The organism is Kribbella hippodromi (assembly GCF_039531045.1).
In the GTDB taxonomy this organism is placed as follows: Bacteria; Actinomycetota; Actinomycetes; order Propionibacteriales; family Kribbellaceae; genus Kribbella; species Kribbella hippodromi.
Window position 1 is genome coordinate 183068 of sequence record NZ_BAAAPH010000017.1, and the last position, 20337, is coordinate 203404.

22 protein-coding genes are annotated in these 20337 nt (G+C 67.2%); 10 read left to right on the forward strand and 12 right to left on the reverse strand.

Annotated elements, in window-relative coordinates:
* Window positions 1-8: 8 nt before the first annotated feature.
* The 6 genes from ABD260_RS25385 to ABD260_RS25410 all read right to left on the reverse strand — a co-directional run bounded on the left by ABD260_RS25385 (window position 9) and on the right by ABD260_RS25410 (window position 7672).
* On the reverse strand, window positions 9-1802 hold the full coding sequence (locus ABD260_RS25385) for a GH39 family glycosyl hydrolase (protein WP_344237084.1): 1794 nt from the start codon (window positions 1800-1802) through the stop codon (window positions 9-11).
* A 16-nt stretch (window positions 1803-1818) separates the two neighbouring features.
* A complete protein-coding gene (locus ABD260_RS25390) occupies window positions 1819-3396 on the reverse strand; it encodes a glucoamylase family protein (protein WP_344237086.1) in 1578 nt (525 codons plus the stop codon).
* A gap of 16 nt (window positions 3397-3412) precedes the next feature.
* Window positions 3413-4225 (reverse strand): carbohydrate ABC transporter permease, encoded by an 813-nt coding sequence (locus ABD260_RS25395; RefSeq protein ID WP_344237088.1) that lies wholly within the window; start codon window positions 4223-4225, stop codon window positions 3413-3415.
* Window positions 4225-4998 (reverse strand): carbohydrate ABC transporter permease, encoded by a 774-nt coding sequence (locus ABD260_RS25400; protein ID WP_344237089.1) that lies wholly within the window; start codon window positions 4996-4998, stop codon window positions 4225-4227. The genes ABD260_RS25395 and ABD260_RS25400 overlap by 1 nt, the downstream gene beginning before the upstream one ends.
* Before the next feature lie 314 nt (window positions 4999-5312).
* Window positions 5313-6608 (reverse strand): sugar ABC transporter substrate-binding protein, encoded by a 1296-nt coding sequence (locus tag ABD260_RS25405; RefSeq protein WP_344237090.1) that lies wholly within the window; start codon window positions 6606-6608, stop codon window positions 5313-5315.
* A 29-nt stretch (window positions 6609-6637) separates the two neighbouring features.
* Window positions 6638-7672, reverse strand: coding sequence for a LacI family DNA-binding transcriptional regulator (locus tag ABD260_RS25410; RefSeq protein WP_344237091.1), 1035 nt, complete (start codon window positions 7670-7672; stop codon window positions 6638-6640).
* A gap of 105 nt (window positions 7673-7777) precedes the next feature.
* Here ABD260_RS25410 and ABD260_RS25415 point away from each other — a divergent pair, with 105 nt between their 5' ends.
* Window positions 7778-8353 (forward strand): histidine phosphatase family protein, encoded by a 576-nt coding sequence (locus ABD260_RS25415; RefSeq protein ID WP_344237093.1) that lies wholly within the window; start codon window positions 7778-7780, stop codon window positions 8351-8353.
* A 109-nt stretch (window positions 8354-8462) separates the two neighbouring features.
* Here the strand turns inward: ABD260_RS25415 and ABD260_RS25420 are convergent, their stop codons facing one another.
* Entirely contained in the window at window positions 8463-9020 is a 558-nt protein-coding gene (locus tag ABD260_RS25420) for a TetR/AcrR family transcriptional regulator (RefSeq protein WP_344237094.1), read from the reverse strand.
* Between the two features lie 88 nt (window positions 9021-9108).
* Between ABD260_RS25420 and ABD260_RS25425 the strand changes: the two genes are divergently transcribed.
* Window positions 9109-9516, forward strand: a complete 408-nt coding sequence (locus tag ABD260_RS25425) for a DUF4267 domain-containing protein (protein ID WP_344237096.1) — start codon at window positions 9109-9111, stop codon at window positions 9514-9516.
* Here the strand turns inward: ABD260_RS25425 and ABD260_RS25430 are convergent.
* Both ABD260_RS25430 and ABD260_RS25435 read right to left on the reverse strand, forming a co-directional pair.
* Window positions 9492-10241 (reverse strand): GNAT family N-acetyltransferase, encoded by a 750-nt coding sequence (locus ABD260_RS25430; protein ID WP_344237098.1) that lies wholly within the window; start codon window positions 10239-10241, stop codon window positions 9492-9494. The genes ABD260_RS25425 and ABD260_RS25430 overlap by 25 nt on opposite strands.
* 18 nt (window positions 10242-10259) lie before the next feature.
* The gene (locus ABD260_RS25435) at window positions 10260-11084 is read right to left on the reverse strand and encodes an SDR family oxidoreductase (protein WP_344237100.1); all 825 of its coding nucleotides are present in this window, start codon (window positions 11082-11084) and stop codon (window positions 10260-10262) included.
* Window positions 11085-11146: 62 nt separating this feature from the next.
* Here ABD260_RS25435 and ABD260_RS25440 point away from each other — a divergent pair, with 62 nt between their 5' ends.
* On the forward strand, window positions 11147-11854 hold the full coding sequence (locus ABD260_RS25440; protein WP_344237102.1) for a helix-turn-helix domain-containing protein: 708 nt from the start codon (window positions 11147-11149) through the stop codon (window positions 11852-11854).
* 1 nt (window position 11855) lies between these two features.
* Here the strand turns inward: ABD260_RS25440 and ABD260_RS25445 are convergent, their stop codons facing one another.
* The gene (locus ABD260_RS25445) at window positions 11856-12254 is read right to left on the reverse strand and encodes an NUDIX hydrolase (RefSeq protein WP_344237104.1); all 399 of its coding nucleotides are present in this window, start codon (window positions 12252-12254) and stop codon (window positions 11856-11858) included.
* A gap of 125 nt (window positions 12255-12379) precedes the next feature.
* On the opposite strand from ABD260_RS25445, the gene ABD260_RS25450 reads away from it, so the two are divergent.
* The 7 genes from ABD260_RS25450 to ABD260_RS25480 all read left to right on the forward strand — a co-directional run bounded on the left by ABD260_RS25450 (window position 12380) and on the right by ABD260_RS25480 (window position 18596).
* Window positions 12380-13261 (forward strand): PHP domain-containing protein, encoded by an 882-nt coding sequence (locus tag ABD260_RS25450; RefSeq protein WP_344237106.1) that lies wholly within the window; start codon window positions 12380-12382, stop codon window positions 13259-13261.
* On the forward strand, window positions 13258-13875 hold the full coding sequence (locus tag ABD260_RS25455; protein WP_319037848.1) for a MarC family protein: 618 nt from the start codon (window positions 13258-13260) through the stop codon (window positions 13873-13875). Before ABD260_RS25450 ends, ABD260_RS25455 begins: the two co-directional genes overlap by 4 nt.
* 24 nt (window positions 13876-13899) lie before the next feature.
* Window positions 13900-14769 (forward strand): RecB family exonuclease, encoded by an 870-nt coding sequence (locus tag ABD260_RS25460; RefSeq protein WP_344237109.1) that lies wholly within the window; start codon window positions 13900-13902, stop codon window positions 14767-14769.
* Between the two features lie 144 nt (window positions 14770-14913).
* Entirely contained in the window at window positions 14914-15771 is an 858-nt protein-coding gene (locus tag ABD260_RS25465; RefSeq protein ID WP_344237111.1) for an alpha/beta fold hydrolase, read from the forward strand.
* Between the two features lie 261 nt (window positions 15772-16032).
* Window positions 16033-16830, forward strand: a complete 798-nt coding sequence (locus ABD260_RS25470) for an ABC transporter permease (protein WP_344237113.1) — start codon at window positions 16033-16035, stop codon at window positions 16828-16830.
* On the forward strand, window positions 16823-17638 hold the full coding sequence (locus tag ABD260_RS25475; protein ID WP_344237115.1) for an ABC transporter permease: 816 nt from the start codon (window positions 16823-16825) through the stop codon (window positions 17636-17638). The genes ABD260_RS25470 and ABD260_RS25475 overlap by 8 nt, the downstream gene beginning before the upstream one ends.
* A gap of 58 nt (window positions 17639-17696) precedes the next feature.
* Entirely contained in the window at window positions 17697-18596 is a 900-nt protein-coding gene (locus tag ABD260_RS25480) for an ABC transporter ATP-binding protein (protein ID WP_344237125.1), read from the forward strand.
* Window positions 18597-18754: 158 nt separating this feature from the next.
* On the opposite strand, the gene ABD260_RS25485 is transcribed toward ABD260_RS25480, so the two are convergent.
* Both ABD260_RS25485 and ABD260_RS25490 read right to left on the reverse strand, forming a co-directional pair.
* Window positions 18755-19066 carry a hypothetical protein gene (locus ABD260_RS25485; protein WP_344237117.1) on the reverse strand — a complete coding sequence of 104 codons (312 nt, stop codon included), beginning with the start codon at window positions 19064-19066 and terminating at the stop codon, window positions 18755-18757.
* Complete coding sequence (locus ABD260_RS25490) at window positions 19063-19875, reverse strand: hypothetical protein (RefSeq protein WP_344237119.1); 813 nt, start codon at window positions 19873-19875, stop codon at window positions 19063-19065. The genes ABD260_RS25485 and ABD260_RS25490 overlap by 4 nt, the downstream gene beginning before the upstream one ends.
* Between the last annotated feature and the right edge of the window lie 462 nt (window positions 19876-20337).

Genomic DNA, 20337 nt, shown 5'->3' on the forward strand with positions numbered 1-20337 from the left:
GTGGGGGATTAGGGCTTGAGTTCCAGTAGGACGGCGGAGGGCATCGGGAGGGTCAGCTCGACGGTGCCGTTCTGGAAGTCCAGGGGGACGGTGGTGAGCTTGGTGCGTTCGGCGAGGTCGGTCAGTTCCTCGTCGGTGGGCCAGTCGCCGAGGCCGGCGGCGGCGTTGACCAGGTCGGCGGTGCCGATGGCCAAGGTGGTCGCGGTGACCTGCCAGGACGGGTCCACGCCGGGCAGCTGGACCTGGACCGTCCTGGTCAGTTCTGATGCCCCGTCGGCTTTCGTCTGATCGAGGCTGAGGTTCCACAGCAGCACGGCGATCCGGTCGCGGTCGCGGGAAGCCCACGCCTCGACCAGGCTGCCGCCGCCGTCACCACTCGTCGTCACGGGCAGTTCGACCGGGCCGAGCCGGCTGAGCAGGGTCAGCGCGTGGTACCTCGGCTTCGCGATTCCACCGACCGTACGCAACCCGAATCCACCGTGCAGGAACCGCGGCGGCCGCCCGAGCTCCTCGAAGTGGTCCGACGCGACCCAGTACGAGAGCGCGTCGATCCGTCCGGCCGCGGACCGCATCCCGCGAAGCAGGAACACCCCGGAGAACACCGAGTCGTTGATCGGGTTGAAGTGCGTCGGCGTCACGCCCCACTCGGTCCAGAGCACGCGCGCGTCGCCGTACCCGTGCCGCTCCAAGGACGCGCGTACGTCTAGTGGTGGCGAACCGTACGTATGTGTGGAGACGAAGTCGACCGGCGTGCCGTACCGCTTCGCGTGGTCGAGGAAGTCGTCCACCCACCCGGCCGCCGCCGAGGACGGGCCGCCGACCGCGATCCGTGGGTCGACCGACTTCACCGCGGCGGCCGACACGTCGTACAGCTGCAGGTACTCGGCCTTGGTCCCGGACCAGAACACCTCGAGGTTGGCCTCGTTCCACACCTCGAAGTCCCAGGTCAGTACCTCCTCCAGGCCGTACCGGTCGACCAGGTGCTGGACCAGCGCCCGGACCAGATCGTGCCAACGGTCGTACGACGCCGGCGGTGAGATGATCGCGCCGTACGCGAACACTGTCTTCGCCGGGTCACTGGCCAGCTCGCGGGGCATGAACCCGAGCTCGACCACCGGCCGCAGCCCGATCGCGAGCAGCTTGTCGTAGATCGCGTCGACCACCGAGAAGTCGTAGGTGTCGCCATCGATCACGTGCGTGTCGTCGTGGAAGATCGCGTGCGCGCGGACCGTCCGTACGCCAAGCTCGTCGTGCATCCGGCGAAGCGCGTCCTCGAGCTCGATGCCGATCTCGTGGCCGCCGGTCTGATCCTTGCAGAGCAGCTGACTGAGCCGCTCGCTGCCGACCATCGGCTCCCACGGCCGAGGCAGTTCAGTGCCCTCGGCAACTGTGTCGACGACTACCGAGACGGTTGGGATGGTGCCGTCGGCAACCAATGGGACGGCGCCGACCTCTTGGCTGGGACGTCCGGTCAGTACGGTCACCTCGGGTACGCTCGCGACCGCGTACCGATAGGGCGTACCGGCAGTGCAGGTGGTGTCGACGTACGGCGGCGACGGCACCGAGAGGACGTCGCCGCTGTGATGATCGACCGGCTCCAGCGGACCGTGCGCGCCGGCGCCGCGGAGGATCAGGTAGCCGGCCGCGCCGTCCACCGGGGACCAGTCGATCGTCACCTGGCCGACCCCGCCGACCGCCGTCACCTCCTTCGGCGGCTCGAGGTCCGGGAAGGCGAACTCACGCTGCTCGTCGCTGCGGAGCGCGATCCGCTGGTCCCAGTCGGTCTTGGCATCTGGCTGCATCAGTGCATGTCTCCTGTTACTCGAGGCCGGACTCGAACTGCTCCATCGCGATCAGCGGCCGGATTCGGCTCTCGACCGTCCGGGACGCGAAGCTCCGGCGGATCAGGTCGTTGCCGAACACGTTGCCGATAGCACCCATCACCATCGCCTGATCGAGCGACAGGTAGCGCCTGGCGATCAGCCCGGACTTCACCGCGACCGAGTCGTAGAACCCGCCACCGCCGTACGCGTGCAGGGTGTTCTCGATCTTGCTCAGGTTGTCGATCGCCTGCCGTGGCGCGTACGCCATCGCCAGGAAGGCCGCGTGCGGGGTGACCACGCCGTCGCCGTACTTCGGGTTCGGGTTGGTGCCTTCGCGGCAGCCCTCGAAGCCGGCGTCGAAGTTCGTCCCTTCGAGGTCGGACGGGTAGCCGTTCGGGTCCATGCCGAGCGCCTCGACGCCGTACACCGAGTACCCGCCCTTCGGGTTCGAGGCGGGGGAGAAGCCCCAGTAGCCGTACTTGGCGTCGTCCAGTCCGTGCTCGATCTGCGCACGGACTGTCAGCGGGTGGTTGATCCCCCAGCTGCGCGGCGCCCAGGTCGCCTCGGGCACGAACAGGTCGGGCATCAGCGACTCGAACATGTCACCACCCCAGGACGGAACCATCCGCATCCCGCGGTACGAGTAGGTCCCTTCGAAGACATCCAGGCCGAGGTACGTACGGTGTACGCCCTTGGGCCGCTGCTCCACCCAGGACCAGTCGCAGGAGTCGGGGAAGGTGCGGTACGTCGCGAAGTACTGCGTGTGCGGCACCTGATTGAGCGCGAAGCCCATGTACCCGGCGATCCGTGCCTCGGTGTTGCAGGTGTCGTAGTGGAACTTCCGGTAGTACACGTCCGGGCCGACGCCGGCGTGATTGCCCTTGTCGGTTTCCTCGTCCGGCGGCTGGGTCTCGAAGAAGCCACCGCGCATCAGACCGCCGGGCCGGGCCGCGGGGTTGTAGTAGAACTTGAAGTTCATCTGGTTGAGGAGCTCGTCGGCCAGGGCGCGGGCGCGCGGCTCCGCGTTTCGTACCACCATCAGCGCGCACGCGAACCAGGCGTTGTCGACGCTGGAGACGAACGGGGTGATCTGGCGGGTGCCGTCCGGGTCGACGTGCAGCACCTCGCCGGTGGCCTCGTCGTACCAGTTGAAGTACATGCCGCTGGGCTTGTGGTGGACGACGTTCTTCATCGTCGTCAGCGTTTGCGTGACCCGGCGGAGCGACTCCTGCGGCGAGATGATGCCGAGGTGCCGGGCGACCACCGTGCTCCACAGGTAGCCGCCGATGTTGGTGGGGGAGGTGTACTTGCTGCGGACCGGGTTCGTGACGGATTCGCCGATGTTGTCGGCGGGCAGGCCGGTGCGCTCGTCGGTCATCGCGACCAGGCTGCGCCAGGTGTCCCGCGCCCAGCGACCGACCAGCGCTTTGTCTGCGCGGGTGGGTTTCCAGTTGGCCTTCAGGAGGTCGGCGGGGGAAGCGGCTGGTGCCGCGTAGGCAGGGGCAGCGGTGCCGACGAGGGCGGCGGTGCCGGTGGCGGCGAGCAGGGTACGGCGACTGATGTTGGCGGTCATCTTGTCTCCAGAGAGGTTATTTGAGTCCCGTGATGGCGATGCCCTTGGTGACGTGGCGCTGGAAGGCCAGGAACATCACCAGGACGGGCAGGACGACCACGACCGCGCCGGCCATCAACAGGCCGTAGTTCTGCGCGTTCTGGCCGGTCGAGTACAGCGCCAGGGCGACGGGCAGGGTGTACTTGTCCTCGGTCTGCGCGACCACCAGCGGCCACAGGAAGTTGTTCCAGGAGCCGAGGAAGGTCAGGATGCCGAGCGTGGCCAGCGCGGGCCGGGTCAGCGGCAGCATGATCCGGGCGAAGATGCCCAGCTCGGTGCTCCCGTCGACACGGCCGGCGTCGATCAGGTCGTCCGGCAGCCCGAGGAAGAACTGCCGCATCAGGAACACGCCGAACGGCGAGACCAGGAACGGCAGGATCAGGCCCGGGTACGTGTTCGCGAGGCCGGCGTTCGTGACCAGCACGAACAGCGGCACGAACGTGACCATGCCCGGGATCATCAGCGTCGCCATCACCAGCACGAAGAGCGCGTTCCGGCCCTTGAAGCGGAGTTTGGCGAGCGCGTACCCGATCATCGAGCAGAAGATCAGGTTCCCGGCGGTCACGGCGAGGGCGACCAGGGCCGAGTTCAGGAAGTAGCGCGGGAAGTTCGCCTTGCTGAACAGGTCGTCGTAGTTCTGTCCGGTGGCGTTCCGCGGCCACCAGGTCGGCGGGACCCGCATCAGTTCGCCCTGGGTCTTGAAACTGCCGAGCACCATCCACAGGAACGGTGCCGCGACGGCGACCAGGCCGAGTACGCCGATCAGGTAGATCCACCAGGTGCGGCGCATCACTTCTCCCTCAGCAGCCGGAACTGGATGAACGTGATCACCGCGATGACGACGAACAGGATGTACGCCATCGACGTCGCGAGACCGTAGTTGCCGAAGCCGAACTGGTCGTAGGTGTACATCGAGATCGAGATCGTGCTGTCCAGTGGACCGCCCTGGGTCATCACGAACGGTTCCTCGAAGAACTGCAGGTACCCGATGCCGGTGGTCACGCTGGTGAACAGCACGGTCGGCCGGAGCAAGGGCAGGATCAAGTACCGGAATCGTTGCCAGGAGCCCGCACCGTCGATCTGGCCGGCCTCCTCGACGGACTGCGGGATGCCTTGCAGCCCGGCCAGGAAGATGATCATCGCGGAACCGAAGTTCCGCCAGACCGCCATCGCGATCAGTGACGGCATCGCCCAGGTTTTGGACGCCAGCCAGTTCGGTCCGTCGATGCCGACCCAGCCGAGGACGGTGTTCACCAGCCCGTTGTCCGGGGAGAGCACGAACCGCCAGATCACCGCGATCGCGACAATCGAGGTCACGACCGGCAGGTAGTAGCCGACCTTGAACAGTGCCTGGAATCGCTTGACGCCCCGATCCAGCAACACGGCCGCGCCCAGTGCGACAACCAGCGTCAGCGGAACACCGATGACCACAAAGTACGCGGTGTTGAACGCCGCTTTCCGGAACGTCTCGTCCTGCAGCGCCTTCGCGTAGTTCCCGAACCCGACCCCGTTCACCCCGAACGGCGTCCGCAGGTCCCGCTGCTTGATATCAGTAAAACTCATCCCCAACGAACCAAGCACCGGCCCCGCAGTAAAGGCCAGAAACAACCCCACAAACGGCAACACAAGCACCCAAGCCGCCGCAGTCTGCCGGTCGAGCCGCCCAGTCCGCCGGGGGCGGCTGCTCACCGCTCCGCCCCCGCCCGACCCACGCCGACCTGCACTGCGGGCGTCGGAGGTAGCGCCGGGTGCGCCGCCACCAGCCTCACGGCCAACCGCGCCACCGTCACGTGCGGCACCCTTGGGTGCACCGGGTTCTTTTTCAACCGGGTCGCCGGGCCGCAGGCCCGGCGACCCGGTGCTTTCCTGCGGGCTCATCAACTACCGCCGGTGCCGATCTGGGATGCTTTGGTTTGGATTGTTTTGGCTGTGTCGGCGGGGGACTGGCCGGCCTTGGCCATCTTTTCGACCTCGGTGTCGAAAGCCTTCGCCACCTGCTCCCAGTTCACGATCGCCGGCGGCGCCTTCGCGTCCTCCAGTTGCTTCCCGAACACCGGTAGCAACGGATCCGACGCGATACTCGGGTCCTGCCAAGCACTCTTCACCGCCGGCAGATCCGACGACATCTTGAACCAAGCCGCCTGCGTCTTCGGGTCGGACAGGTACTTGACCAGCTTCCAAGCGCTGTCCTTGTTCTTCGACGACTTGAACACCACGAAGTCCGACCCACCGACGAACGACGTCGACGTCTTGTTCTTCGGGATCTGGAACACCCCGATGTTCGGCTTGATCGCGTCCCCGCCGATCTTCGCCACCGACCCGGCCATCCACGGCCCGGAGATGAACATCGGTACCTGGCCGTTCACGAACTGTGCCTCGGTCTGGTTCGGCGGCAGATCCGTACCGGCCAGCTTCTCGGTGAAGAAGCTCTGGTAGTACTTCAGCCCTTCCTGCATCTCCGGGGTGTCGAAGGTGAACGACTTCTGGTCGTCTCCGGTGATGTTCGCCCCGGCCGACCACGCGAACGGCATCACCGTCTGCCAGGACCCGTCACCACCCGGCTGCAAGTTGATCCCGTACTTCGCGCCGGCCTTCTCCTTCATCGCCTTGGCCATCGCCTTCAGGCCATCCCAGTCAGTCGGCGGCGTACTGAAACCAGCTTTCGCGGCCAGGTCCTTGCGGTAGTACACCAGCCGCGTCTCCACGTACCAGGGCACGCCGTACTGCGTACCGCCGACCTTCGTGGTGTCCAGCGCGCCCGGGTAGAAACCGGAGTTGTCGAACCCCTGCGGCGTCGGGTCCAGCGCGCCGAGATCGGCGAACTCGCCCATCCAGGTGGTGCCGACCATGGCCGCGTCCGGCAGCGTGTTCGCGGTGATCGCGGTGGTGAACTTATTGTGCGCCGCGTCCCAGGGGATCGGCGTGACGGTCACGTTCACGCCCGGGTTGGCCTGTTTGAACTGCTCCATCAGCTTGGGCAGGTTCTCGCCTTCGGTGCCCATCGCCCAGACCGTCAGGTTGCCGGTCGCGGGACCTTCGCTGACGCTCGTGGTGGGTTGCGAACCTCCGGCCGGGGCGTCGTTCGACCGGCCGCAGCCGGCCAGCGCCAGCGCTGTCGCGGTCAGCGCCGCACTGCCGATCACCAGCCGGCGGCGGATGCTGTGGGTGAACATGTGCTGTCTCCTCACTCGGTACTGCAGGGTTACCGCTCCATCCCCCGGTTCGAGATCCCCGTACCGCAGCTGTCCCGCAGTACGAGTTGTGTCGCCAGTACGTCGTTGCGCGCCCGGGTCCGTACCCCGGTCACCCGCTCATGCAGGCGCTCCGCGGCCACCCGCCCCAACTCGGCCATCGGCTGCCGCACGGTCGTCAACCCCGGCGACACGTACCGCGCCGCCATCACGTCGTCCCACCCGGTCACGACAATGTCCTCGGGCACCCGAATCCCGTGCCCGGCAAAGAACGCGATCAACGCCAACGCAAGCTCGTCGTTGGCACAGACCAGCCCGTCGGGCCGATCGTTCATTGCCTGAAGCACCTTTTCGGCGACCGATCGGCCGGCCTCTTCGGTCAGTGGGACGCGTACGGGCTTGGGCACTTGCAATTCACGAAGTTCATGCGCTTTGGCGAACCCGGCGTACCGCTCGGACACGTCGTGTGAACTGGCGGGATCACCAACGAATTGCAGGTTTTCCCGCCCGTGATCGAGCAGTCGCGTAGTCAGCTGCTCCGCACTGGACGCGCTCTCACTCCGTACCGAATCACACCCGGTAACCGGCGGATGCGCGATCAGCACCAGCGGTACACCCGCTTTACGTAGCCCTTGGATCGTCGGCACGTCCAGAGCGTTGCCATGGACAACGATTCCGTCGACCCGTCCAGCCAGATCCATTACCGTACGTCGCGGATCCGGGTTCCCGTGGGTGACCGTGATGACGACACTCTGCCCGTGTTCGCCGGCCCACCGCTCGTACCCCATCAGCAGATCCCCATAGAACGGACCAGCCAGATCGGGCAGTACGAGCCCGTGCGCCTCGTGCCGCTGCACGGCCAGACTGCGCGCCGCCCGCAGCGGTACGTAGTTGAGCTCCCGCGCCGCCTGATCGACCCGTTCCCGTGCCTTCGCCGACACCGGCCCGGTCCCTTGCAGGACACGCGAAACCGTCGCGATCGACAGCTTCGCATGCGCCGCGACGTCGTAGATCGTCGCGGGCCTGCCGGTCGGTCCGGATGCCATCGGGGTCGTCCTCGCGGTCGGAGTGGAAGCGCTTACAGTTTGGATACCCTGCCCTGGATCGTTCAAACGGTCAAGGGTTCGGTGGCTGTTTGCGAAGATGGGAGCGTGACCACAGACGAACGACAGGACCGGCTCTTCCTCGTCCGGCACGGCGAAACCGAGTGGAGCAAGTCGGGGCGGCACACCTCCGTCACCGATCTCCCGCTCACCGCCGAGGGCGAACGCGTCGCCAAGAGCCTCCGGCCGCGCCTCGCGGACGAGTCCTTCGACCTGGTGCTGACCTCACCGCGGCAGCGCGCCCGGCGTACCGCGGAACTGGCCGGTTTCGCCGACGCGGAGGTCGACGACGACCTGGTCGAATGGAACTACGGCGACTACGAGGGCATCACCACCGCGGAGATCCGCAAGACCGTACCCGGCTGGACGATCTGGGACGACCCCGTACCCAACGGCGAAACCCCCGCCCAACTCACCACCCGCCTGGACCGCGTCATCACCCGAATCGCCACCACCCCCGGCGACGTCCTCATCTTCGGCCACTCCCACGCCCTCCGCGCCCTCACCGCCCGCTGGCTCCAACTCCCCGCCACCCAGGGCCGCCACTTCGTCCTGGACACCGCCACCGTCTCCACCCTCGGCTGGGAACGCGATTCCCCCGCCATCCTGCACTGGAACAACTGACTGTCCGGCAGCTCGACAGTACGTATACGCCCACTGCACAGCTCTGCAGGCGGGCGAGCTGGGTGGAACTCGGCCAGTGGCCGTATACGTACTGTCGAGCTGCCGGTGATCACGTTCCGAAGAGGTGGGTGATGAGGTAGGTGATGCGGTTGGTGTGGTGGGTGGGGCGGAGGCGGGTGCCGTGGTTGAGGGTGGCTTGGCCGTGGAGGGCGCTCCAGAAGACTTCGGTGGCGGTTTCGGGGTCGGTGGGGGCGGCTGGTTCGACGGCTTGGCGGATTTCGTTGAAGGCGGTTTTCAGCGGTTCCAGGGTTTCGGCGGTGCCGAAGACCAGGTCGGTGCGGCGTACGAACATGGCGTCGTACATCGCCGGGTGCTGCTCGGCGTAGTCGAGGTACGCGCACGCGACGCCGTGCAGGCCGTCGGACTCGCGGCCGGCGCGGAGGGCATCGGCGAGCTCGACGAAACCACCGAGCGCGACCGCGCCGACAATCGCGTCCATGTTCCGGAAGTGGCTGTAGAGCACCGGCTGGCTGTAGTCGACCGCCTCGGCGAGGCGGCGGGTGGTGACGGCGTCCCAGCCGTCGGACTCGGCGAGCTCGCGGGCGGTCCGGAGGATCAGGTCGCGGCGCTCCTCGCGGGCGCGCTCCCGGCGTGACGGGGTCGGCATAGGCCGGATCTTAGCACCGCTAGACAATCTAGCGATGACAGAGTTAGCATCGCTAGGAAAGTTAGCGATGCTAGTTCAAGGAGATCCCATGCGCCGCTTCACCACCGTCCTGACCGTTCTGCTCGGTGCCTTCCCGCTCACCTTCGGAGCCCAGTTCCTGTTCGCCGGGCACACCGCCGCACCCAACTTCGGCATCGACCCCTGGCCGACCGGCGTCGCGACCGGCTACTTCGCGGTGAAGGGCATCCGTGACATCGCCCTCGGGCTGAACCTGCTCGCCCTGTTCGCCCTCCGCCAGCGGCGCGCGACCGGCGTGCTGATGAGCATCTCCGCGCTGATCCCGATCGTCGACATGATCACCGTGCTCAGCCACGGCGGTTCGGCCGCGACCGCCTTCGGCATCCACGGCCTGACCGCGCTGGTCATGTTCTTCGACGCGTTCCTGCTGCTTCGCGAGCGTCAGATCGCGCCTCAGCCGGTCGTCGTCCACTCATAGAGCTCGACAGTGCAGTACTCGCGGAACCCGAGCCGCTCGTACACCGCCCGCCCCGCCGGCGACGATCCCAGCACGGCGTACTCGGCATCCACCGCGCGCAACGCCCCGTACGTGATCGCCGCCCCGATCCCGCGCCGCCGCATCTCGGGGACCGTCATCACGAAGTACACCCCGGCCACGCCCGCCCCGAGGAACACGGTCGCCGTCGCCACCGCCGTACCGTCCAGCCAGCCGATGTAGTGCCGCCACGGATCGCCGTACCCGAGCTTCTGATACACCGACGCGACCCACCGCGCTTCCCGCTCCCCTTCGCCGAATCCCTGCCCCAGCGTGGATTCCCACACCGCGAGCGCCGCGTCGTCCGCCACCCGCGTCAACACCAACCCGGGTACGGCGGGCGGCGCGACCATGTCCGCGATCCGCACCGCCATCCCCGGCTCCGGGCCGCCCGATACAAACCCCGCGTCCGTCAACGCGGCCGGATCGATCCGCATCGAAGGACCGACGTGCCAACATCCTGGTACGCCATGTTTCTTCAACACAGCAAGGGATTCCGCGACGGCGCGTACGTCGGAAGCACCCACGATCGCGTTGTGATAATTGATGGGCGACCCACCAATCGTCCATCGCGCGACCGCATCGTCCCGCTGTTCACCACCGCCCGCGGCACCCATCGCCATCAACAGCTCGGCCGCGTTGTCCTCGATCGCCCGTACCAAGTCCATGCCTCTGAGTGTGGCCGATTACCCGAAGGCGGCGCGATTGGTTTCCGCCCACTCGCGGAACGTCCGCGCCGGCCGGCCGAGTACGCGCTCCACGTCGTCGGTGATCGTCTGCTCGCCGCCCGAGCGGATCAGTTCGGCTCCGCGTACGGCCACCGACACCACCGCCTCGTCCAGACCGGCCGCCCGCAACTGCTCCGCGTACGCCTCGGCCGGTACGTCGACCACCGACAACGCCGACCCGAGTACGTCGGCCAGCACCGCTACCTGCTCCGGAACACTCAACAGCTCCGGCCCGGTCAAGGTATAGGTCCGCCCATCGTGCGCCGAGGACGTCAGTGCCTCCGCCGCGACCGCCGCGACATCCCGCGGATCCACGAACGCGTGCCGCCCGGTCCCGGTCTGGTTGGGGATCGGCTGCCCGGCCTGGATCGCCGGCAACCACCGCAGCGCGTTCGACGCGAAGCCGGATGGCCGCAGGATCGTCCACGCCAATCCGCTGTCCCGCACCGCGCGTTCGCCGGCCGCGTGCCAGTTGCCCGGCATCCCTTCGTCGGTGCTCCCGATCGCGGACAGTTTCACCAGTTTGCGTACGCCGCCGTCCGCCGCCGCCGCGACCAACGCCCGGTCGTGCTCGGGCACCCGCGGCCCGGGCGCACTGAGCAGAAACACGGTGTCCGCGCCGTCCATTGCCTTCCGCAACGAAACCGGATCGTCGAAATCGCCCTGCACCTGTGAGGTCCGGCGAGGGTTTCGGGTCATTCCGCGGCAAGAGATGCCCCGGGCAACGAGTTGACGAACGAGCTCACTGCCGATGGTGCCGGTCGCACCAGTAACCAGAATCATGCCCTCACCCTGACCGCGCCGCCCCACCCCGGGATAGGAAGTTTCGGTACTACCCTCGAACCGTGCACCCCTGGATAGAAGACGTCACGCTGCGGAGCCCAAGCACTGCGATCACCGTGCTGGCGCCCGACCCGGCGGCCACCGTCGTTTGGCGGATGACCAAGGCGGGGGAGAGCGACGTACTGGTCGTCGGTCCGCGAACGAAGGCGGACTACCACGCCACGAAGGACCTTCCGGTGTGCGTACGACTCAGAATCCGCCCCGGCCGGGTGAGCCCGCTACTCGGCACGGCCGCGGATCACCTTGTGGACCGGACCATTCCGCTCCACCACCTATGCGGCCCATCGGCGCAGACGCTCGCCGAGCAGCTGACCGCCTACCGTGAAACGCCCGAGCAAGCTGTCGAGGTGCTCGGCAACTACCTGGCCGCTCGCGCGACGGATCGGTTGCCGGGACGCTTGGATCTCGTCAGCAACGCCGTCTCCGAACTGACGGCGTCACCTCGGGTGGAGGATGCGGCCGCGCGACTCGGTGTCAGCGAGCGGTACCTGCGGCGCGTCTTCCGGCAGGCGGTCGGCCTGTCACCGAAGCAGTTCGCCCGCATCACCCGCGTACGCAGCGTGATCGCCCAAGCCCGCCGGCCCTGGGCGGATACGGCCGCGTACGCCGGGTACGCCGACCAATCGCACTTGATCGCGGACTTCCGGGCCCTGATGCGAGTCACGCCGACGGCGTACGCGACCGGCAAAGTCCCGCTCAGTACGTGCTGAATCAGCCGGGGAGCGCATTCCATTGGGTGAGAGTTGAGACGAGCAGCGTTGCCGTCGACATCGTCAGGAACTCGGAGCGGGTGACGAAGCGAGCGTCCGATGCGTCGTCACCGGCTGTGAGCCTGCCGCCGACCGCTGTCGCCTCGTAGTCGCGAATCACATAGAGCTGGCCGCGGGCCCCAGGGCGTTCTACCTCACCGACCAGTTCGCCGACCTCGACGGTCAGACCGGTCTCCTCAGCGACCTCGCGGGCGACCGCCGACGGATCGTCCTCGCCCGGTTCGACCCGGCCGCCCGGGATCGACCACAGGCCCCGGCCCGGTTCATTGGCCCGCTTCACAACCAGCAGCCGATGCTGCTCGTCGTACACCAGGGCACCCACACAGTCGACGCGCTCCATGCACCCGAAGGATAGGCCGTCTGTGCACAACTTCCAGGTCTCACCGGTGAACGCGGCTAGCATCAGCGGTAACAACTGCCAATCCAGAACACCAGCCGGTACCGGCGAAGGGATCCCAACAGCTCGTGCGCATCGACCTCCACACCCACTCGAACCGCTCGGACGGCACCGACCCGGTGGACGTCCTGATCAGGCATGCGCGGGCGGCGGGGCTGGATGTGATCGCGCTCACCGACCACGACACCGCCGACGGCTGGCCGGACGCCCGCCGGGCCGCGGAGGAGCTGGGCATCGGGTTCGTGCCGGGGCTGGAGATCTCCTGCAAGCTGAACGGGATCAGTGTCCACCTGCTGAGCTATCTCCCGGACCCGTCGTACCCGCCGCTGGCCAAGGACCTGCAGATCATCCGCGACGGCCGCAACGACCGGATCCCGACGATCGTGGCCCGGCTGAACAGCATCGGCGTGCCGCTCACCGTGGATGAGGTGCTCGCGCAGGCGACGGGTACGCCGTCGGTCGGCCGCCCGCACGTCGCCGACGCCCTGGTCGCGAACGGTACGGTCGTCAACCGCACCGAGGCGTTCGACCGCTACCTCGCCGACGGCCGCGCCGGCCACGTCGCGCACTACGCGCTCGAGCCCGGGCACGCGATCGGCCTGGTCCGCGAGGCCGGTGGCGTGCCGGTGATCGCCCATCCGTGGGGGCGTTCCAGTTACCGGGTGATGACCGAGGAGACCATCGGCCGGCTGGTCGAGGATCACGGCCTGGCCGGGATCGAGGTCGACCACCAGGACCACTCGCCGGAGTCGCGGGAGGCGCTGCGGGCGATCGCGCGGAACCTCGGCATCATCTACACCGGCTCCAGCGACCACCACGGCGCCGGCAAGATCGACCACGATCTCGGCGTGAACTCGACTGAGCCCGAGCAGCTCGACCGCCTGCTCGAGGTCGCCAAGGCGAACGCCGCTGCCTCCACCGCTCACGCTCCCGAGGCCTACCTGCCGTGAACAGCGTCATCAACACCGGTCTGTTCAGCTCGGTCTTCGTCACGCTGTTCGTGATCATGGACCCGCCGGGCACGGTTCCGCTGTTCATCTCGCTGACCGCCGGCCAGTCCCGCGCGGTCCGGAAGAAGGCGGCCTGGCAGGCGGTGCTGGTCGCGTTCGGCGTGATCGTGGTGTTCGCCGCGTTCGGGCAGCAGATCCTGCACCATCTCGGCATCACGCTGCCGGCCCTGCAGTGCGCGGGCGGTCTGCTGCTCCTGCTGATCGCGCTGCAGTTGCTGACCGACACCGCCGAGGACCCGGTCCAGACCAAGAACGTGAACATCGCGTTCGTCCCGTTGGGTACGCCGCTGCTGGCCGGACCGGGCGCGATCGTCGCCACCATGGTCTTCGTCCAGCGCGCCAACGGGTCGTTGCCGGATGTGGTCGCGATCTCGGCCGGTATCGTCGCGATCCACATCGTGATGTGGCTGACGCTGCGGTTCTCCGGCGTGATCATGCGCGTCCTGGGTGAGAACGGTGTCCTGTTGATCACCCGCATCGCCGGCCTGCTGCTGAGCGCGATCGCGGTGCAGTTGGTCGCCGGTGCCGTCCGCGACTTCATCAAGGCGGGCTGAGCCGTGAACGACATGCTCCCGGGGATGCCGAAGCGGTTGTTCACCGCGACCCCGACGAAGCTGCTGAACTTCGCGGACTGCAAGCGGAAATACCGGTACACGTATCTGGAGTCGCCGCGTCCGCCGAAAGGGCCGCCGTGGGCGCACAATACGGTCGGTGCGGTCGTCCACGAGGTGCTTGCCGATTTCTTCGGACGCTGGCCCGCTGCCCGTCGTACGCCGGACGAGGTGGTCGCGAAGATGCGGTCGAGCTGGCGGAGCGAGGGGTTCCGTGACGAGCGGCAATCGCTGGACTGGCGCGAGCGGTCCACCGAGATGGTGCTCGGGTACCTGCGCGATTCCGACCCGTACTACGAGCCGCGTGGCGTGGAGCGTACGGTCGGTTTCACGACTGAACGTGCTTCGTTGCGCGGGCGGATCGACCGGATCGACGAACGCCTGGCCCGGGACGGCAGCGGTGGGACCGAGTTGGCGATCGTCGACTACAAGACCGGTCGCCGGCCGCTGACCTCGACGGACGCTCGCTCGTCGCTGGCGATGGCGTTGTACGTACTGGGTGCGCGCCGCGTACTGCATCGGCCGTGTACGCGGGTCGAGCTGCATCATCTGCCGACGAACACTGTTGCGGCGGCCGATCATGATGAGGAGTCGCTTGGCCGGCATCTGAAGCGGGCTGAGTCGATGGCGGACGACGCCGCCGCGGCGGAGGCGCGCTGGGCCGAGGGTCTGACGCCGGCCGAGGCCGATGAGGTCTTCCCGCCGGAGCCGTCCGCGCTGTGCGGGTGGTGCGATTTCGCCAAGATCTGTCCGCAGGGCCGGCGGGAGGCGCCGACCCGGGAGCCGTGGGCCGGGCTGGACGAGCCGTCGCCGGTTCCGCTGGACGAGGCCGGCTGACGGGTACCCAGCCAACCAGCTGAGGTGTGCGTCGGCGCCGCTGGTGCCGGTGCCGATCGGGCTAGGGCTGCTCGTGCCAGTGCCGTGTGCGTGGGGTGCCAGCGGGTGGGTGGAACCTGAGGGTGAACGAGAGGGGCTCACCTGATGGGTGCGAAGACTGTGAACAAGCTGGCGGTGACTTCTGTGGACGGGTCGCCCGGGGCGACGCTGCACTACGAGGTCACCGGGTCGGGGCCGGTGCTGTTGCTGATCGCCGGTGAGGGGACCGATGCGGGCGTGTTCTCCGGCATCGTCGGCCAGCTCGCCGCCGACTACACAGTGGTGACGTACGACCCGCGCGGCAACTCGCGCAGCCGGTACGACACGACCGCGACCGATGAGTCCGTGGCGCAGTCGGCCGCGGACGCGCTGGCGCTGATCGACGTGATCGCGGGCAGCGAGCCGGCGTACGTCTTCGGTACCGGCTCCGGCGCGATCACCGGCCTGGAGCTGATCACCACCCACCCGGACCGGGTCCGGATGCTGATCGCGCACGAGCCGCCGTGTACCGAGATCCTCCCCGACGCCGCCGACGCGCGTGCTTTCTTCCAGGAGGTGTACGACACCTACCGGACGGACGGGCTGACCGCGGCCGATGTCGTATACATGATGGGCACCGGGATGGACGACGACGCGATGCCGCCGCTGGAGGACCTGCTCCCGGAGTACCGCGAGCTCGCGGAACGGATGCAGGCGAACGCGGCCAACTTCTACGAGCACAAGCTGTTGCCGTACACCCGTTATCGGCCGGATCTCGACGCGTTGAAGCAGGTTGCCGATCGGGTTGTACCGGCGGCCGGGCTGGAGTCGTACCAGCATTTGCCGGCGCAGCCGATCGCGGTCGTCGCGGAGGAGCTCGGCTGGCCGGTGGTGATGTTCCCGGGCGGGCACGGCGGGTACTCGAGTCATCCGGCGCCGTTCGCCACGCATCTCGCGCATCTGCTGAAGAGCGAGACGCTCTGAATCGGCGGCTGTGGTAGGCCGGCGGTCCCAGGGCACCGGTTCGGGCGCGGGTCTGAGGGGTCCTGCGCCCGGACCGGTTATTTTGTGTTGACGTGCTGCCCCGGCGCCGCGTACCGTCCCTCTTCTGCCCTTGACAATCGGTGTGGTTCAGCCATGCCGTCACAGTGGTGTCCGAACCCCCGGGTCCTTACGGATTCGGGGTAGTTCCGCGTGCCGCTGTGCCTCTCGGACACCACCTTTGAGTGCGAGAGGAGGTAAGTGGTGGGTGTCTACTGGGCGATCGCCGTCCGGTCGTTCCGGCGGTTCTCGACGTACCGGATCGCGACCGCGTCCGGCGCGTTCACGAACACGGTGTTCGGCTTCATCCTCTGCGGCATCTATCTGACGCTGTGGCACGAACGGCCCGGGCTCGGCGGGTACGACGTGGCCGACGCGCTCACGTTCGTCTGGCTGCAGCAGGGCTTGTTGATGCCGATCGGGATCTTCGCCGCGACCACGACGGTCGAGCTGGGGGAGCGGGTCCGCAGCGGCGAGATCGCGGTCGATCTGTACCGGCCGACGCGGCTGCTGCTCTGGTGGCTGTCGGTCGATCTCGGCCGCGCGATGTTCCAGCTGCTCGTCCGCGGCGGCGCGCCGTTGCTGGTCGGGGCGCTGGTGTTCGACCTCAAGTTCCCTTCCGGTCCGCTGGCCTGGCTCGCGGTCGCGACCGGCATCCTGCTCGCGATCTTCGTTAGTTTCGGCCTCCGGTACCTGGTCGCGCTGTCCGGTTTCTGGATCACCGACACGCGGGGGATGGAGCAGCTGGCCCTGATCCTGTCCGCCTTCTTCTCCGGGATGCTCCTGCCGCTGGTCGTGTTCCCGGGCTGGATCGGCGAGTTCGCCCGGGCGACGCCGTGGGCCGCGACGATGCAGGTGCCGATCGACATCTGGCTCGGCCGCAACCCGGGCGGTACGGCCTCGGCGCTGATGTTCCAGCTGGGCTGGAGCGTGGTGCTGCTGCTCGCGGCGCAGCTCGTCACGACCGTGGCGACCCGGAAGGTGGTGATCCAGGGTGGTTGAGCGAGTCCTCCGGGCGCCGGCCCAGTACTGGATGCTGATCCTGATGTGGGTCCGGTCGTCGATGGCGTACCCGTTGTCGTTCGTGCTGATGTTGTTCAGTTCGATGCTGACCACGGTGCTGGATTTCGTGGCGGTGGTGCTGATGTTCAGCCACATCTCTTCGTTCGGTGGGTTCTCGCTGCCGGAGATGGCGTTGCTGTACGCAACGGCTTCGATGACGCTGGGGTTCGCGGACCTGTGTACCGGTTCGGTCGAACGGGTGGGGGAGCGGATTCGCACTGGGACGTTCGACGGGTACCTGATCCGGCCGGTGCCTGCTCTGCTGCAAGCCGCTGCCGATGGATTCGCGTTGCGCCGGCTGGGGCGGCCGTTGCAGGCGCTGATCGTGATGGTGTTCGCGTTTCACTGGCTCGAGGTCGACTGGACAGTTGCCCGCGGCATCATGCTGGCGGTGTCGGTGGTCGCCGGCTCGGTGATCTTCGGGTCGATCTTCGTGCTCGGGGCCGCGTTCCAGTTCGTTTCGGTTGATTCGGCCGAGTTGGCGAACTCGTTGACGTACGGCGGGCAGACGCTGGCGCAGTACCCGCTCGCGGTCTTCGGGAAGGAGATCGTGCGCGCGGTGACCTTTGTCGTACCGCTTGCCTTTGTCAACTATTACCCGGTGCTCTTCGTCCTGGGCAAGCCGGCGCCGCTGGGGCTGCCGTCCTGGATCGGGTTGTTGTCGCCGGTGGTCGCTGCGGTGATGGTCGCGCTGGCCTCGCTGGCGTGGCGGTCCGGTCTTCGTCGCTATCGCAGTACAGGGAGCTGATGTTGTGCCTGTGATCGAATTGTCGGAGGTTTCCCGTGCGTTTACAGTGCGGTCGAGAGTGGGTTTCCGGCGTACGCGGCGTGAGGTTCGCGCGGTGGACGGACTGTCGTTTTCGGTCGAGCCGGGGGAGGTCGTGGGGTATATCGGGCCAAATGGCGCTGGTAAATCCACGACCATCAAGATGCTGACTGGGATTCTGGTGCCGTCCGAGGGCAGTATCCGGGTCGCTGGGGTTGATCCTTCGCGGCATCGGCTCAAGCTGGCCAAGCGCATGGGTGTCGTGTTCGGGCAGCGTACGACGCTGTGGTGGGATCTGCCGTTGCGCGATTCGTTTGCCGTACTGCAGAAGATGTACGAAGTACCGATCGCCCGGCATCGCGAGAACCTGGCGACGTTCGTGGAGCTGCTGGATCTGGGCGATTTGCTGGATGTGCCGGTGCGGCAGCTGTCGCTGGGGCAGCGGATGCGCGGCGATATCGCGGCCGCTTTGCTGCATGACCCCGAGATCGTTTATCTGGACGAGCCGACAATTGGGCTCGATGTGATCAGCAAGGCGCGGTTGCGTGAATTCCTGGCCGAGGTGAATGCCGCTCGGCGGACGACAATCATTCTGACTACCCACGATCTGGATGACATCGAGGCATTGTGTACGCGGGTGATGGTGATCGACCATGGCCGGCAGATCTTCGACGGGACACTGGCCGAGCTCAAGGCGGGGCAGTCGGCACCGCGTACGCTCGTGGTGGACCTTGCCGCATCGCTACCACCGATCGAGATCGACGGCGCCACGGTCACCAAGATCGAGGGACCGCGCCAGCATCTGACCTTCCCGACGACAACCAGCGCCGCACCTCTACTCGCCCAGATCGCCGCGAACTATCCGTTGGTAGACCTCTCAGTAGCCGAACCGACTATTGAATCGGTCATCACTCAGCTCTACACCCGCCCGGCTCTGTAGACGTGGGGTCCGCGTCTTCGCCTCAAACGCAGCCACCCGCTCCGCCCGAGACCCAGCCCCCGCAAGCCGCTCATCCAGCAACCCCAACGCCGCCTCGGCCCCACCAACCTACAAGCCCAGTAGGAGCTCCGCGGTCGTCGAGCAGGCCCCCCCCGTTCCTATTCGGTGTAGCCGGCCGCGATCGAGAGCACGTCCGCGGGGTCGAGGGGGCTGGGGTCGGCACGCCAGCGGTCCAGGACGTCGGCGCGGAGGTTCGGGCTCAGCAGGCCGACGTCTTCGCCGATCAGCCGGCGTGCCTCGGCCGGACCGATCGGTTCGTAGCTGAAGCGGCGCTCCATGTAATAGTCGTTGCGCAGGGCATTGTTGTCGTGGAACTTCCCCGTGTTCGGCACGTACGAGTACATGTGCTCGTGCGCCAGCGCCGCCACCCACAGCCGCCGCTCGTCCTCTCTCACCAGGTAGAGCTTCATCGTGCGACCCCCAGGTCTCGCTCGTGCACTGCCGACGGTTGCGTACGTTGTTCAGCGGTGATCCGTGCTTCTCGGGGCACGGCCGCCTGTCTGGAGTCACTGTAGTTCTTCACGGCGACCCTCGTTCCGCCCAGCTCTGCCAGCGTTTCCAAACCGGCCGGCGTCCGCAACTGCGCCGACGCCGCGACACAGTTTTCGCGCGCGGCAGTCCGTGCACTGTCCGGTGAATCAGCACTGCGCTCGATCTCGTACCAGCGCGTTGTCAGCTCCTTGACCTGAGCCGATACCACCGAGTGCCACTGCACCTCCACCCGCTCGACCTCCGGCGTACGAAGGTACGCGTGAATGCCCTTGTATCGCGAGCCATCCGTGTACGAGTGCATCGCGTACACGACGCTCCATCCCTTTCCGACGAGCGCCCCGGCGGTTTCACGCGCGGCCGCGACAAGGTCATCGGGCCGCTCGGTCAGCACCGTGTACCGAAGCAGGTCGTCGATCGGGGCCTGCCGGTTCGACTCCGCCGCGTCCCGGAACTTCCTCGCCAGCGACTCCGGCGACTTGACCCGCAGGCTCAGCTGGTACGGCGAACAACCGGACGGAACCGAAGCAAGAAACTCCGCGGTCACTCGAGGCTCGACGGCAATCGTTCTCCCCAGCAACTCCAGACTCTTCTCCGCGGCAATTTCCCCATGGCGGCAGGCGAGGTCGGCCGCGGAGAGCGGTCTCGGACCCCAGTCGAGCGACCGGCTGGCCGCAAACGCCCGATACAAATCAGACGGCTCGTACGCAAACTCCGGTTCAGATGGCATCTTGATCTCCCCAGTTCGCAGTCCTTCGACCGTAGAGATTCCGGCCGCGGCCGTGGGGTGGGTTTTGAGATCTGTGGATAACTCGATCTGCACGCATGTGTGGGTGCGCAAGCCGCGGAGCTCGCCGGTCTGCCTGGTGCGTGTTCTGCGTGGGCGGCGGGGCCGGATAACTCGGCTGGGTTACGGATGGCGCGTCGGCGGTGACCTCGGGGTAGTGGGGTCGTTGAAGTCCGAGTACAGACCAATCGGACGGATCGGGGGCGCGTCAACCTGTGCCGACGATGACGCACGCACCCGCGAAGGTAGCCGCGCCGCACCCCGCGCACCCCGCGCACTCGGCCACCGCGGGGTTGACCCCTGAGGTGTGGGGTTGCCCCCTCAAATTCTCAGGGGTCAACCCTCCAATCTGAACTGGTCCCCAGAAGTTGGACTGTGGAATTCGGTTCCGACTCCTGGGGAGCA